Below are 14,000 nucleotides of genomic sequence, written 5' to 3'. Positions count from 1 at the left end.
CCGACCATTGTGCCCAGCGCAATACGGTGAGCGCGTGACCTCCCGCGGCCTCCGGCTCCTGCGATGGCTGATGTGGCTGGTCTGCCTGCTCGTCGCCTGCTACGCCCTGTGGCTTCTGGCGAAGACGGACTACGACGAGACCTTCGACCGGCCGATCTTCGTCCTGCTCGTCGCCGACGCCTCGCTCGGGGTCGTCCTCTACCTCGGGCCCGGCAGCCTGGACCCCCGCCAGTTCCCGGCCCGGATGTCGGCGGTGCTCGTCCCGGGCACGAGCGCGCTGCTGGTCCAGCTCCTCGTGGGTTTCCTGTTGTTCCCGGCGACGCTGGTGGAGGGCGAGAGCCCCGACCGCTCGTGGTACGGCGTGGTCGCCCTGCTCGTCCTCGCCCTCGGCCTCGGCGCGATCCTGCTCGCGGTCGTCACGTTCGCCCTGGTGATCGGTCCGGTCGCCACGATCGCCACGAGGTCCCTGGTCGCGCTGCGCGGCGACCCGGACGCCCGCTACGCGGTGGCCTGCAGCGCGGTGCTGCTGCTGACCGTCCTCGTGGCGGTCTGCGTGGTGGTGATCGACCCGGTCGGCGGGCGCAGCGGCCTGCTCGTGCGTGGCCTCCTGCTGCTCCTGGGCGTCAGCGACGCCGCCGGCGGCCGCGACGCCGTCGCCTGGCTCGGCCGCGTCGCCCTCCTCGCCCTGGTCCTTGCCCTGGTCCTCATGGCCCGCGCCCGGCGCCGACTCGCGGCGACGGGCGTCGACCCGGACAGGCCGTCTGCCAGCGCCTGAGAGCCCCTAGGCTGGTCCGCGTGAGTGACGCGACGACTGCCCATGGCTTCGGCCTCGCCACCCTCGACGCGGGCGGCGGCGTGCTCGACGTGTGGTTCCCCTCCCCCGCACTCGGCGCGAGCGACGGCACCGAGGCGCCCGACTCGCTGACGACCCTCGAGGGCGACGACGACGCGCGCGGCGTACGCCGCGAGGTCCGCCTGGTCGAGATCGCGGACCTGTCGTCGGCCCCGGTGTCCACCGAGGACGTCTGGCTGCGGCTGCATCTGCTGTCCGCGCGCCTGGTCACCCCGCACTCGATCAGCCTCGACGGCATCTTCGGCCTGCTGGCCAACGTGGTGTGGACCTCGGCCGGGCCGTGCGCGGTCGCGGGCTTCGAGGAGACCCGCGGCCGGCTGCGGGCGGCCGGCCAGCACGTGACCGTCTACGGCGTCGACAAGTTCCCCCGCATGGTCGACTACGTGCTGCCGTCCGGCGTCCGCATCGCCGACGCCGACCGGGTGCGGCTCGGCGCGCACCTCGCCGCGGGCACCACGGTCATGCACGAGGGCTTCGTGAACTACAACGCCGGCACGCTCGGCGCCTCGATGGTCGAGGGGCGCATCTCCGCCGGGGTGCTCGTCGGCGACGGTTCCGACGTGGGCGGCGGAGCCTCGATCATGGGCACCCTCTCGGGAGGCGGCAAGCACGTCATCTCCATCGGCGAGCGCTGCCTGCTCGGCGCCAACTCGGGTCTGGGGATCTCGCTCGGCGACGACTGCGTGGTCGAGGCCGGCTGCTACGTCACCGCCGGCACCAAGGTCACGATGAAGGACGTCGACGGTACGACGAAGGTGGTCAAGGCGCTCGAGCTCTCCGGCGCCAGCAACGTCCTCTTCCGCCGCAACTCCGTCACCGGCGCCATCGAGGCCGTCCCGTGGCACGGCGAGGGCATCGTGCTCAACGAGGACCTGCACGCCAACTGACGCCGCCGCGGCGGTCGGCGAGTTTCACCGGGTGCCCGGTGAAACTCGCGCTTCCGGTGCGAAACTGCATGCAGGAAGCGCGAGTTTCACGACCTCCCTGGGGTCGGTGGGGCTCGGAGCAGCGGCCGTCAGCCGCGCAGCAGGCGCCGGAGCAGCACCAAGACGACCACGCCCCCCAGCGCCTGCTTCCAGTACGTCTTGAGCAGGATCGGGACGACGGTGGCCCCGAGGTCGAGGGCGTCGTGCTCCTGGTACGCCGGCTGCGGGCGTGGCGGCGAGGACGTCGGCTCCGGAGGGGACGGCTGGGACGCCGCCGCGGCCGCCGCGTCGGCCAGGGGTGTCGGCTCGGGCTCGGCCTCTCCAGCACCCTCGCCAGCAGTCTCGGGTGAGAGCCGCTGCTCGAGGCAGTCGACGAACTGCCCGAGCAGCTTGTCCGAGACGTCCTGCATCACGCCGCGCCCGAACTGCGCCGGCTTGCCCGTGATGTGGAGGTCGGTGACGACCTCCACCTCGGTGGCGCCCGACGGATCTGCCGGCGATGCCGTCATCGTGCAGGTGACGACCGCTCCCGCCGTACCGTTGCCGCGCCTGTCCTTGCCCTTGGCGTCCACGACGAAGCGGTGGGTGGCCTCGTCCCTCTCCACGAAGGTGCCGGAGCCGTTGTAGACCAGGGCGATCGGGCCCAGCTTGACCTTGCACGAGCCCTGGAAGGTGTCGCTCTCGACCGACGACACCGTGGCGCCGGGGAAGCACTCGGCGACCGACGCGATGTCCTGGAACTGCGCCCAGGTCTGCTCGACGCCGGTCGGGACGGTGAAGCGGTGGGTGAGGTCCACGCGCTCACCTGCCCGCTGCCGAGAGCACGGCACGGCGTACGAGCACCGTGGCGAGATGCCGGCGGTAGGCCGCATCGCCGTTGAGGTCCGAGGGCGGGTTCGTGCCGTCCGCGGCATGCGCGGCGGCCGAGGCCACCGCGTCCTCGGTCACCGGCTGGCCCACCAGCGCCTCCTCCACCGAGCGCGCGCGCAACGGCGTCGAGCCCATGTTGGTCAGCCCGATCCGCGCGTCCGCGATCGCGTCGCCCTCGATCCGCACGGTCGCCGCGACGGCCACGATCGGCCACTGGTGCGCGACCCGGACGAACTTCTCGTACGTCGCACCCCAGCCGGTGTGCTTGGGCACCCGGACCTCGGTGAGGATCTCGTCCTCGCCGATCGCGGTCTCGAACAGGTCGACGAAGAAGTCGTCTGCCGCGACGGTCCGGGTCCCGCCGGGTCCCGCGATCACGAACTGCGCGCCGAGCGCGAGCGCGGGCGCGCCGAGGTCCCCGGCCGGGTCGGCGTGGGCGAGCGCCCCGCCGAACGTGCCGCGGTGCCGGATCTGGTGGTCGGCCAGGTGCTCGACGGCCTGGGAGATGAGCGCGGTGTGCTCGGCGACGAGCGGGTCGTGCTCCACCACCGAGTGCGGGGTCATCGCGCCGATGACGAGCGCGTCGCCGTCGTCGCGGACACCGCGCAGTCCCTCGATCCGCCCGAGGTCGATCACGACCTCGGGCGCGTTGAGCCGCATCCGCAGCACCGGCAGCAGGCTCTGACCGCCGGCCAGGATCTTGGCGTCGTCGCCGTGCTGGCCGAGCGCGGCGAGCGCCTCCTCGACCGTGGTCGGGGCCAGATAGTCGAACTGAGCGGGGATCATGCGTCACTCCCTCCGGTCGTGCGGTCCACGGTGCCCTCCATGCCGGTCGACTCGTCGAAGTGCGGTGCCGCGGCGCCGAGCGTCTCGGCCTGCCCACCGCCTCGAGCAGCCCCGCCACGAGCCTCCGCGATGGCCCTCCACACCCGCTCCGGCGTGCAGGGCATGCGGACGTCGTTGACGCCCAGGTGCCGTACGGCGTCCACCACCGCGTTGACGACCGCCGGCGTGGAGGCGATCGTCCCGGCCTCTCCCACGCCCTTGGTGCCCAGGCTGTTGGTCGTCGCCGGCGACGTCGTGTGGTCGAGGTCGAAGCTGATCGTGTCGGCCGAGGTGGGCAGCAGGTAGTCGACGAACGAGCCCGTCACCAGCGTGCCGGAGTCGTCGTACACGGCCTCCTCCCACAGCGCCTGCGAGATCCCCTGCACCAGGCCGCCATGCAGCTGCCCGGAGACGATGAGTGGGTTGATGATGTTGCCGACGTCGTCGCAGGCGGCGTACTTGCGCATCCTCACCTGCCCGGTCTCGGTGTCGACCTCCATCGCGCACAGGTGGGTGCCGTGCGGGTAGTTGAAGTTCACGGGGTCGAACGTCGCCTCGGAGTCCAGCGACGCCTCGACGCCGTCGGGCAGGTTGTGGGCGGCGAACGTCGCCAGCGCGACCTCGGCCATCGCCATCCCCTGGTCGGTGCCCTTGACGGAGAACCGCCCGGCCTTGAACTCCAGGTCGTCGGCCGAGGCCTCGAGCAGGTGCGCGGCGATCGGCCTGGCCTTCTCGATCACCTTGTCGGCGGCCCGCACGATCGCCTCGCCCCCGACCACCAGTGACCGGGAGCCGTAGGTGTCGAGGCCCTTGTGGCTCACCATGGTGTCGCCGTGGAGCACCTCCACGTCCTCGAAGGCGACGCCGAGCCGATCGGCGACGATCTGGCTGAACGCCGTCTCGTGGCCCTGCCCGTGGGCCGACGCCCCGGTGAGGACCTCCACCTTGCCGGTCGGCAGCATCCGCACGCTCGCGTGCTCCCACCCGCCCGCGCCGTAGTCGAGCGAGCCCAGCACCCGCGAGGGCGCCAGCCCGCACATCTCGGTGAACGTCGAGACACCGATCCCGAGCTGGACCCGGTCCCCCGCCTCGCGGCGGGCGCGCTGCTCGACGCGCAGCTCGTCGTAGCCGAAGAGCTCCTTGGCGCGGGCGGTGGCGGCCTCGTAGTTTCCGGAGTCGTACTCCAGGCCGGCCACGGTGGTGAAGGGGAACTCCTCGTGCGTGATCCAGTTGCGCTCGCGGATCTCGAGAGGGTCGACTCCGACCTCGGCGGCGAGCTCGTCCATGATCCGCTCGACGGCGTACGTCGCCTCGGGCCGGCCGGCGCCGCGGTAGGCGTCGGTCCAGGTCTTGTTGGTGAGGACCGTCTGGACGTGGAACCGGTAGGAGGGGAACTTGTAGATCGCGTTGAACATGAAGGCGCCGAGCACCGGCACCCCGCCACCGACGAGCGAGACGTGCGAGCCGAGGTCGGCGAGCAGCTCGACCTTGAAGCCGGTGACGCGGCCCTCCTTGTCGGCCGACAGCGTGAGCTTCTGCCACTGGTCGCGCCCGTGGTGGGCGGCCATGAGGGACTCCGAGCGGGTCTCGGTGTACTTGACCGGTTTGCCGAGCCGACGGGCCAGGAGGAAGGTGATGAACTCCTCCGGCGTCGTCTGCAGCTTGCCGCCGAAGCCGCCGCCCACGTCCGGGGCGATGACCCGGATCTTGGACTCGGAGACGCCGGTGACCGCCGCGAGCAGGAACTTCAGGATGTGCGGGATCTGGGTGGCCGACCACATGGTGATCTGCTCGCCGGTCGGGTCGACCACCGTGGAGCGCGGCTCCATGAACGCCGGGATCAGGCGCTGCTGACGGTACTCGCGCTCGATCACGATGCCCTCGGTGCGGGCCCGGGCGATCGCCTCGTCCACGTTGCCGCCGGTGCCGGCCTCCGCCGAGTCGAACCTCCAGAGCGCCGACCTGTTCGTGCCCAGGTCGGGGTGCGCGAGCGCTCCGCCGTTCTCCGGGGTGGCCGCCGCCGCCTCCTTGAGGTCGAGCGCGGCCGGCAGCTCCTCGTAGTCGACGTCGACGAGCTCGGCCGCGTCGCGCGCCTCGGCCGCTGTACGCGCCGCGACCACGGCGACGATCTCGCCGGCGAACACCACCCGGTCGACCGCGATCGGCGGGTGGTTCGGGGTCACCTGGTCCGGCGTGATCGGCCACGCGTTGGGCAGCCCGCCCTGCTCGTCGGCGACCTCGGCGCCGGTGATGACGGTGACGACGTTGGGCGCGGCCTTCGCCAGGCTGGTGTCGATCTTCGTGATGGTCGCGTGCGCGAAGGGGCTGCGGACCATCGCGAGGTGCAGCATGCCGGGCAGGACCAGGTTGTCGGTCCAGCGCGTGCGGCCGGTGATCAGCCGCTGGTCCTCCTTGCGGCGCCGGTCCTTGCCGATCTCGAGCGCGGCGTCGGGCTGCGCCTGCGTCATCTCGTCCTCGGTGAGCGTCACTGGGCACCCCCGGTGGCCGCGGCCGCGTGCTGCACGGACCTCACGATGTTGTGGTAGCCGGTGCACCGGCACAGGTTGCCCTCGAGGCCGACTCGGATCTCCTGCTCGGAGGGGTTCGGGTTGGTGTTCAGCAGGTCGACGCTCTGCATGATCATCCCCGGCGTGCAGAAGCCGCACTGCAGGCCGTGGCACTCCCGGAAGGACTTCTGCACCTGGTGCAGCTCGCCGTCCTGGGCCAGCCCCTCGATCGTGGTGACCTCCCCGCCGTCGGCCTGCACCGCCAGCACGTTGCAGGACTTCACGCTGACCCCGTCGAGGTGGACCGTGCACGCCCCGCAGTTGCTGGTGTCGCAGCCGATGACGGTCCCGGTCTTGCCGAGCCGCTCGCGCAGGTACTGCACCAGCAGCATCCGCGGTTCGACCTCGTCGGACACCCTCGATCCGTCGACGGTCAGGTTGATTCGGGTCATCTACGACTCCCTCGCGCTTGGGTGGTGGTGTGACCCGCCTCACGCTAGGAGCCCCCGGTTGGCGGAAGGTAGGTCGCCTGCGTGGCGTCAGCGGGTGGCGACGGCGAGGCGACCCTTGAGCAGGGGGACGGCGGGGTGGGCGCTGCCGGCGAGGCGGGCGAGGCAGACCTCGATCACCTGGGTGTCGTACGGCGCGAGGTCGCTGTAGCGGACCACGGCGTCGGGGACCGGGTCGGCCAACAGCGCCTCGCGGACGGCGACGGCGACGTACTCGGCCAGGTCCCCGAGGGCAGGCGAGTTGGTGCCGGGCAGAAGGTCGCCCCTGTAGGCGTCGACCGCGGCCGAGACATGGCCGCCGCGCAGCAGGGTCAGCACGTGCTCGACGTCGGTGGCGACGGGCATCAGCAGCCGGTAGGGGCGCGAGGAGAGCTGGCCACCGAGCGCCGCGCGCAGATGGGACACCTCGGCCTTGAGGGTCGAGAACGTCACCGCCTGGTCGCCGTAGACCAGCGCGTGGAGCTGGTCGAGCGAGAGCCCTTCGGGGTGCAGGGCGAGAAGCGCGAGGATCTCGGTCTGACGGCGGTTGAGCAGCAGCCGCTGCCCGTCCAGCCGCACCTCGGCGGTGCCGAGCAGGGTCATCACCAGACCGGGGTCCTGGGTGAGCTCGTCGGCGCGGGCGGAGGGATGGTGCGCCGACTGGGGCAGCGCCGACGCGATCAGCCGGGCCATGACGCGCGCGGTCGCGAGTCCGATGGGGTGGGTGCGGTCCCAGGTCGTGGAGAGGTCGAGGACCCCCAGCTGGAGGCCGGTGACCGGGTCGACCACGGGCGCTGCCCAGCAGACCCAGCTGTGCACGATCGAGGCGTAGTGCTCGGCACTGAAGACCATGGCCGGCTCTCCCAGCCGGTTGGCCAGGTCCAGCGCATTGGTGCCGACCGACTCGTCGTCCCAGCGACCGCCGGCCACGAAGTTGACCGTCTCCGCCTTGCGGCGCATCACCCGACCGCCGTACGTCCACAGGATGCGCGTCTCGGCGTCGGTCACGGCGAGCACGAGGTCGCCGTCCTCGGCGGTACGGCGCAGCTCGGCCTCGACGCTCTCGACCGCGACCTGGAGCGGCGAGTCCTTCCAGATCGAGGCAGTCTCGTCCTCGTCGGCGAGCGGCGCCTCGGTGACATCGGGCGTGATCGCGGCGGTCGAGCGGGTCCAGCTGGAGAGGATCTCGGGGCGTACGACGGGCGCGGCCAGGTCGCCGGACTCGACGAAGGTGGTCCAGGCGCGCATGGCCTCGCGCTTGCGGTCACGCAGCTCACCGAGCGCCATGGTGATCCCCGATCTGGTCTCCGCGCCAACGTAGCACCCAGGAGGTGACCTGCATCACAGCCGCCGAGCGGACCTCGGAGGCGAGCCTCAGCCGAGCCGGCGGCGCAGGAACGAGATCGTGCGGTCCATCGAGCGCTGCCAGTCGAACGAGAACGCGTGTGACTCACCCCGGTAGACCTCGAGCTGGGCGTCGACGCCCGCGCGGCGCAGGGCGCGGTCCGTGGCGACGGCCCAGGGGAACGGGCAGGTCTCGTCGGTGTCGGCGTGGTGGGCCAGGACCGGCTCGGTGATCCGGTCGAAGTAGGTCCGTGGCGAGAGCCCGGCGTACACCTCGGGCGCCGACCGCGGCGTGCCGAGCGCGTCGTAGAGCGCTGCGACCTCGTCGGGGCGCTCGGGCTCGACGAAGTGGCGCACGTTGTCGAGGTAGCGCGAGGACACCGACGCGTAGATCACGGCCGCGTCCACCAGTCCGGGGGCGACGACGAGGGCGTTGAGCGTGACGCCGCCGCCCATCGAGCGCCCGAGCATCGCCATCCGGTCGTCGTCGACGAACGGCTCGCGCTCCAGGGCCAGTACGGCGTGGATGGCGTCGCGCGTGTAGCCCAGGCGCGTCTCCCGGGAGAGCCGACCCGCAGGGTCGGAGCCGGCGTGGCCGCGGTAGTCGGTGTGCAGCACGGCGAAGCCGGCGTCGGCCAGGGCGATCTGCTCGCGCGCCAGCCCCTGCCCAGGGGCGTAGTAGGCCGGCTCGATGTAGCCGTGGTTCAAGACGATGCCAGGGAACGGTCCCCGACCGCGCGGGCGCAGCAGGATGCCCGAGACCGTGAGGTCGCCGCTGCGGTAGGTGACCTCGTAGCGGGTGTAGCGCTCGGTCTGCTCGATCACCGCGCCGTAGCGGATCCGGCTCGCGCGGAAGTCCTCGCGCATCAGCGCCGGGAGCGAGCGGGGGCCCAGCACCGGCGGCAGGGTCTCGGAGGGCGCGACCGGCGACGGCGGCGCAGTCGATGGGCTGGCCGATGGGCTGGCCGATGGGCTGGCCGACGAGGTCGGCGCCTCGTCGGCCGGCTGCAGCCCGGGCTCCTCGGTGTCGCTGGTGCAGGCCGCGAGCGGCAGCAGGAGCAGGGGCGCGACCCAGCCCGGGGCCCGCATCACGACGCCCCGTCGACGCGGTCGAGGTCGCGGTGGATCCGCCCCTCGGTGGCCGCCAGGCGCTCACCGCTGCCGCCCCAGCGGCCGGCGATGATCTCCGCGGCGATGCTGATCGCGGTCTCCTCCGGAGTGCGCGCGCCGAGGTCGAGCCCGATCGGACTGGAGAGCCGACCGAGCTCCTCCTCGGTGAGCCCGGCCTCGCGCAGGCGGGCCATCCGGTCGTCATGGGTACGCCGCGAGCCCATGGCCCCGACGTAGGCCACCTCCGGCAGCCGCAGCGCCACCTCGAGCAGCGGGACGTCGAACTTCGGGTCGTGGGTGAGCACGGTGATGACCGTGCGGCCGTCGAGGCGCCCGGCGGCCTGCTCGGCCTCGAGGTAGCGGTGCGGCCAGTCGACGACCACCTCGTGGGCGTCGGGGAACCGGCTGGTGGTGGCGAAGACCGGCCGGGCGTCGCAGACGGTGACCTGGTAGCCGAGGAAGCCGCCGACCCGGGCGACCGCGGCGGCGAAGTCGATCGCGCCGAAGACCAGCAGCCGCGGCTTGGGGGCGAAGGCCCACACGAACACCCGCATGCCCTCGCCGCGGCGCTCGCCGTCGGGGCCGTAGGTGAGCGTGGCGTTGCTGCCGGCGGCGAGCAGCCCGAGGGCGTCGTCGTGGACGGCGTCGTCGGCGCGCGTGGACCCCAGGCCTCCGGTGCACGCGGCCCGGTCGGCCCGCACCACCAGGCGGCGGCCGACCCGCATGGGGTCGGGGTGCTCGATGACCGTGGCGAGCGCGACGGGGCGCCCCACCTCGACGTCGGCGGCGAGCTCCCCGAGGTCCGGGAAGGTCTCGCGCGAGACCTTCTCGACGTACACGTCGAGGATGCCGCCGCAGGTGAGGCCGACCGCGAACGCGTCGTCGTCGCTCACGCCGTAGCGCTCCAGCACGGGCGCGCCGCTCGCGACGACCGACTGGGCCAGGTCGTAGACGGCGCCCTCGACGCAGCCGCCCGAGACCGACCCGACCGCGGCCCCGTCGGGCGCCACCAGCATCGAGGCGCCGGGCGGGCGGGGCGCGGAGCGGAAGGTCGCCACGACGGTGCCGAGGCCGATCTCCTCGCCGGCCTGCCAGCGCGCCATCAGGTCGTCCAGGACGTCACGCACGGGCCACCACCTCCAGGACCTCCGCGAACGTCGCCAGCGAGTGTCCGGCGACGAAGTCGTCGACGTGGGGCAGCGCCGCGAGGACCCCCTGCTGGACCGGCTCGTAGCCCTCCTTGCCGCGGTGCGGGTTGACCCAGACCACGTGGTGCGCGACCCGCCTCAGGCGCGCCATCTGCGCGCCGAGCAGCGCCGTGTCACCGCGCTCCCAGCCGTCGCTGAAGATCACGACGACCGCCCCGCGCGCCATGCCGCGGCGGCCCCAGCGATCGAGGAAGACCTGCAGGGTCTCGCCCAGGCGGGTGCCGCCGGACCAGTCGGGCACGGCGTCCCCGGCGGCGACCAGCGCCCGCTCGACGTCGCGATTGCGCAGCGCGCGGGTCAGGTGCGTGAGCCGGGTGCCGACCGTGAACGTCTCGACCGCTCCGGCCCCCTGCGAGATCCGGTGGGCCAGGCGCAGCAGCGCATCGGCGTAGCCGTTCATCGAGCCGGACACGTCGACCAGCAGCACGATGCGCCGCGGGCGCACCGCGCGGCGGCGCCACTCGATCGCGGCCGGCTCTCCGAGGCGGCGCAGGCTCGCGCGCAGCGTGCGGGACGCGTCGACCCGTCCGCGGTGCCACGCCCGGTGCCGCGCCGTACGGCGGACGGGTGCGCGCGGGCGCAGCGTGGCGAACATGGCGTCGAGCCGGCCCTTCTCGGCGGCGGAGAGGGTGGCGACGTCGCGGTGGCGGAGCACCTCGGCGGCCGAGGCCCTCGCGTGGACGCTCTCCTCCGCCGCCCCAACGCTGCCGGGGCCCTCGTCGGCGGCCAGGCCGGACAGGGTCGGGACCGACGGCGGAGCGGAGCGGCCCCGGGGCAGCCCGTCGCGAGCGTCGAACCAGGCGGTGAAGACCTGGTCGTAGCGGACCAGGTCGTCGGGAGAGCCGCAGAGCGTGGCGCGGCCCGCGGTGTAGGTGGCGCGCTGGTCGCCCAGGCCGACGAGGGCGACCGCCTCCACGAAGGTCCGCGCGCGGTCCTGGGTGACCGGCAGGCCGGTGGCCCGCAGCGCGCGGGTGAAGCCCACCAGCACCTCGTCGGCCTCGTGGCGCACCGGTGGCGCCGCCGGGTCGCTCATGCCCGCAGCATCTGGTCGAGCGCCCGGCGGACCCGGTCGGTGTCCTCGCGGTACTTCACGAGCGCGCCGAGCGTGCGGGCCGCGGACTCCAGATCCAGCTCGGAGGCGCCCAGGTGGTGCAGCGCGCGGGCCCAGTCGAGGGTCTCGGCCACACCGGGCGGCTTCTCCAGGTCGTGCCGGTCGCGCAGCTGCTGCACGACGGTCGCGACCTGGCGGGCCAGCAGGGCCGATACCTCGGGGGCCCGTGAGCGCAGGATCTCGACCTCGCGGTCGAGCCCGGGGTGGTCGATCCAGTGGTAGAGGCAGCGCCGCTTCAGGGCGTCGTGCAGCTCCCGGGTGCGGTTGGAGGTGAGGACCACGACCGGCGGCGTCGCGGCCTTGACCGTGCCGAGCTCGGGGATGCTCACCTGGTAGGTCGACAGCACCTCCAGGAGGAACGCCTCGAACTCGTCGTCGGCCCGGTCCACCTCGTCGACCAGCAGCACCGCCGGGCTCTGCTGCAGGGCGGCCAGCACGGGGCGTGCCAGGAGGAACCGCTCGTCGTAGAGGCTCTTCTCGGCCTCCTCCACGCCCTGTCCGGACGCGCTCCCGGCGGCCTCCAGGGCGCGCAGGTGCAGGATCTGGCGCGGGAAGTCCCAGTCGTACAGGGCCTGTGTCGCGTCGATGCCCTCGTAGCACTGCAGCCGCACCAGGGGCAGTCCGAGGCTCTCGGCGACCGCCTCCGCCAGGGCGGTCTTGCCGGTGCCGGGCTCGCCCTCGAGGAGCAGCGGCCGCTCCATGCGCAGCGCCAGGAACACCACGGTCGCCAGGGCGTCGTCGCACAGGTACCCGGTCCCGCCGAGCTGCGCGGCGAGAGCGGCGGCGGACGCGGGCTCCATGTCTCGAATCTATCCCGGTGCGCGTTGGCCGCGGGTTGGCGACGCGGGGCGGGTCAGCGTGCGTCCACGTCGCGGCCGCTCGCCAGGTCCCCGCACTCGACCAGCCGGACGCCGTAGGCGGCGAGGTAGCCGCGGGCGCCGTGGTCGCCCACGGCGGTGGCGCCGACCCCGGCCCAGTGGTCGCGCCCCAGGAGCACCGGGTGGCCGGGCCGGCCGCCGTACGCCGCCCGCGCGAGGACGCCGGCCCCCCCGCCCGCCGCGACCACGCGCCGTACGACCTCGGCGGTGACGTCGGGCAGGTCGACCAGCAGGACGACGGCCGCCTCGGCGTGGTCGGGGAGCGCGCCGAGCCCGGCGCGCAGCGAGGCCGCCATCCCCTCGGCCCAGTCCGAGGCGATCACCACGTCCACGCCGAGCCCGTCGAGGAGGCCGAGCGCCTCGTCGGCGGCGGCACCCAGCACGACGCTCACCTCCTCGCAGCCCCCGGCGCGCAGCACCGCGACCGACCGCCCGAGCCAGGACTCCTCGCCGTCGTGGACCAGGGCCTTGGGCAGGCCCATCCGGCTGCCGGCTCCGGCGGCGAGCAGCAGGCCCGCGAGGCTCACCCCGGGAACGCCTCGACGTAGAGCGCCTCGAGCTGGGGGCTGAACGGGCCGCTGAAGCCGCAGACCGCCACCTGCCCCCCGTTGGCGCTGATGAGGTAGCGGCGGCCCTCCTCGAACTTGACCGCCCCCACGAGCGCCGTCATCAGCTCCGGCGGCGAGCTCACCTCGACCAGGTCGGTCGGCTCGCCGGCGTAGAACCGGTCGGGCGCGAGCCTCACCGAGTCAGCCGCGACCGACTCGACGGTGCCCGAGAAGGCGACCTGCGCGGTGGCGAGCGTCTCGGCGTTGGGCACCATGCACCTCGCCGAGGTCGGCGGCGGCGCCATGAGCTCGGTGACGGTGGGCGGCTGCGACGCCGAGGAGCTCGGCGCGGCCGACGGCACGTCGTCGGACTCCGGGTCGTTGCCGAGCAGGGCGAAGACCCCGACCGCCGCGAGCAGCACCGCGGCCGCGGCCACCAGCCAGGTGAGCGGGCTGCGGTTGCGGGTCCCGGTCTCGCGACTCTCCTGCGGCTCGTGCTGCTCGTGCTGTCCGTCGTCGGCGGGTTCGTCGAGGTCGGCGTTCATGGTGTCCTCCAGGAGTCGGGCCACCCGGGCGGGGTCCGCCGGGGGCAGGTCGGACGCCGGGTCGCCGGCCTGCAGCCGCTGTCGCAGCTCGTCGTCGTTCACGGGGTCCTCCCTTCCGTCGCCTCCTCATGTCCGGGAGCGGCCCCGCTCTTTCGCAGGATCCGCCTGAGCTTCTCGCGCACGCGGTGCAGCCGGATGCTGACCGCATTGGGCGTCAGGTCGAGGACCTCGGCGATCTCGGCCGGCGTCAGCTGCTCCCAGGCCCAGAGCCGGATCAGCTCGCCCTCCGTCGCGGTGAGTCTCGCGAGCGCCTCCTGCAGCCGCTCATCACCGGCCCCGGCGAGGTCAGCGGGCCCCGGCTGCGTCTGCGCGGGCGGATCGACCGTCGCCACCCGCGCGGCCACCCGAACCTGCCGGCGCGCGGAGCGCTCCGCGTTCGCGAGGCAGTGGCGCGCCACGCCGTACGCCCACGGCAAGGGGGCGCCCTGGGGCATGTCGTCGAGGCGACGCCAGCAGACCAGCAGGGTCTCGGCAAGCACGTCGTCGGCACCCGCGCGGTCGGTACGGCGGGCCAGGAACCGCCGCAGCGGCTCGATCAGTCCGGGCGCCATCGCCTCGAACCGGGCGCGGCGCTCGGCGGCGCGGGGGTCGTCGTCGGCCACACCCCCAGCCTCACACACGCCGCCCCCGCGTGACCCCGCACGTCCCTCAGCGACCCCGCCGGGTTTCGAACACCCTCCCAGCGGATAGGTTCCCCTCGCCGGACCGCCCGCGACGGAGGAGACAC

Annotated in this window: 14 protein-coding genes; 2 read left to right on the top strand and 12 right to left on the bottom strand. The window is 73.5% G+C overall.

The genetic code is table 11. From position 1 onward, the window contains the following. Positions 1-34 precede the first annotated feature (34 nt). Both LRP67_RS07295 and dapD read left to right on the top strand, forming a co-directional pair. Positions 35-775, top strand: a complete 741-nt coding sequence (locus LRP67_RS07295; protein WP_231269518.1) for a hypothetical protein — start codon at positions 35-37, stop codon at positions 773-775. Between the two features lie 20 nt (positions 776-795). After that, the gene (gene dapD / locus LRP67_RS07290) at positions 796-1,740 is read left to right on the top strand and encodes a 2,3,4,5-tetrahydropyridine-2,6-dicarboxylate N-succinyltransferase (protein WP_231269517.1); all 945 of its coding nucleotides are present in this window, start codon (positions 796-798) and stop codon (positions 1,738-1,740) included. Between the two features lie 128 nt (positions 1,741-1,868). Here the strand turns inward: dapD and LRP67_RS07285 are convergent, their stop codons facing one another. The 12 genes from LRP67_RS07285 to LRP67_RS07230 all read right to left on the bottom strand — a co-directional run bounded on the left by LRP67_RS07285 (position 1,869) and on the right by LRP67_RS07230 (position 13,875). Then, positions 1,869-2,576 carry an SRPBCC family protein gene (locus LRP67_RS07285; protein ID WP_231269516.1) on the bottom strand — a complete coding sequence of 236 codons (708 nt, stop codon included), beginning with the start codon at positions 2,574-2,576 and terminating at the stop codon, positions 1,869-1,871. Between the two features lie 4 nt (positions 2,577-2,580). Then, positions 2,581-3,435 (bottom strand): xanthine dehydrogenase family protein subunit M, encoded by an 855-nt coding sequence (locus tag LRP67_RS07280; protein WP_231269515.1) that lies wholly within the window; start codon positions 3,433-3,435, stop codon positions 2,581-2,583. Beyond that, positions 3,432-5,963 carry a xanthine dehydrogenase family protein molybdopterin-binding subunit gene (locus LRP67_RS07275; protein WP_231269514.1) on the bottom strand — a complete coding sequence of 844 codons (2,532 nt, stop codon included), beginning with the start codon at positions 5,961-5,963 and terminating at the stop codon, positions 3,432-3,434. Before LRP67_RS07275 ends, LRP67_RS07280 begins: the two co-directional genes overlap by 4 nt. Beyond that, positions 5,960-6,433: a (2Fe-2S)-binding protein gene (locus LRP67_RS07270; protein ID WP_231269513.1), complete on the bottom strand. Its 474-nt coding sequence runs from the start codon at positions 6,431-6,433 to the stop codon at positions 5,960-5,962. Before LRP67_RS07270 ends, LRP67_RS07275 begins: the two co-directional genes overlap by 4 nt. An 87-nt stretch (positions 6,434-6,520) precedes the next feature. After that, on the bottom strand, positions 6,521-7,756 hold the full coding sequence (locus LRP67_RS07265; RefSeq protein ID WP_231269512.1) for a helix-turn-helix domain-containing protein: 1,236 nt from the start codon (positions 7,754-7,756) through the stop codon (positions 6,521-6,523). Between the two features lie 87 nt (positions 7,757-7,843). Then, positions 7,844-8,902, bottom strand: a complete 1,059-nt coding sequence (locus LRP67_RS07260) for a S9 family peptidase (protein WP_231270003.1) — start codon at positions 8,900-8,902, stop codon at positions 7,844-7,846. Then, entirely contained in the window at positions 8,902-10,050 is a 1,149-nt protein-coding gene (locus LRP67_RS07255) for an XdhC/CoxI family protein (RefSeq protein ID WP_231269511.1), read from the bottom strand. The genes LRP67_RS07260 and LRP67_RS07255 overlap by 1 nt, the downstream gene beginning before the upstream one ends. After that, positions 10,043-11,164: a VWA domain-containing protein gene (locus tag LRP67_RS07250; RefSeq protein WP_231269510.1), complete on the bottom strand. Its 1,122-nt coding sequence runs from the start codon at positions 11,162-11,164 to the stop codon at positions 10,043-10,045. The genes LRP67_RS07255 and LRP67_RS07250 overlap by 8 nt, the downstream gene beginning before the upstream one ends. Beyond that, on the bottom strand, positions 11,161-12,042 hold the full coding sequence (locus LRP67_RS07245) for a MoxR family ATPase (RefSeq protein WP_231269509.1): 882 nt from the start codon (positions 12,040-12,042) through the stop codon (positions 11,161-11,163). The genes LRP67_RS07250 and LRP67_RS07245 overlap by 4 nt, the downstream gene beginning before the upstream one ends. 53 nt (positions 12,043-12,095) lie before the next feature. After that, entirely contained in the window at positions 12,096-12,647 is a 552-nt protein-coding gene (locus tag LRP67_RS07240) for an NTP transferase domain-containing protein (RefSeq protein WP_231269508.1), read from the bottom strand. Then, on the bottom strand, positions 12,644-13,315 hold the full coding sequence (locus tag LRP67_RS07235; RefSeq protein WP_231269507.1) for a hypothetical protein: 672 nt from the start codon (positions 13,313-13,315) through the stop codon (positions 12,644-12,646). Before LRP67_RS07235 ends, LRP67_RS07240 begins: the two co-directional genes overlap by 4 nt. Then, positions 13,312-13,875 carry an RNA polymerase sigma factor gene (locus LRP67_RS07230; protein WP_231269506.1) on the bottom strand — a complete coding sequence of 188 codons (564 nt, stop codon included), beginning with the start codon at positions 13,873-13,875 and terminating at the stop codon, positions 13,312-13,314. Before LRP67_RS07230 ends, LRP67_RS07235 begins: the two co-directional genes overlap by 4 nt. Positions 13,876-14,000 lie beyond the last annotated feature (125 nt).

The organism is Nocardioides sp. cx-169, assembly GCF_021083605.1.
Classification (GTDB): domain Bacteria; phylum Actinomycetota; class Actinomycetes; order Propionibacteriales; family Nocardioidaceae; genus Nocardioides.
This window is presented reverse-complemented; position numbering and strand designations above follow the sequence as displayed.

Excerpts from the sequence above, each read along its gene's own strand:
- LRP67_RS07280 (WP_231269515.1), bottom strand. The coding sequence starts at position 3,435 with ATGATCCCCGCTCAGTTCGACTATCTGGCCCCGACCACGGTCGAGGAG.
- LRP67_RS07265 (WP_231269512.1), bottom strand. The coding sequence starts at position 7,756 with ATGGCGCTCGGTGAGCTGCGTGACCGCAAGCGCGAGGCCATGCGCGCC.
- LRP67_RS07250 (WP_231269510.1), bottom strand. The coding sequence starts at position 11,164 with ATGAGCGACCCGGCGGCGCCACCGGTGCGCCACGAGGCCGACGAGGTG.
- LRP67_RS07270 (WP_231269513.1), bottom strand. The coding sequence starts at position 6,433 with ATGACCCGAATCAACCTGACCGTCGACGGATCGAGGGTGTCCGACGAG.
- LRP67_RS07245 (WP_231269509.1), bottom strand. The coding sequence starts at position 12,042 with ATGGAGCCCGCGTCCGCCGCCGCTCTCGCCGCGCAGCTCGGCGGGACC.
- LRP67_RS07260 (WP_231270003.1), bottom strand. The coding sequence starts at position 8,902 with ATGCGGGCCCCGGGCTGGGTCGCGCCCCTGCTCCTGCTGCCGCTCGCG.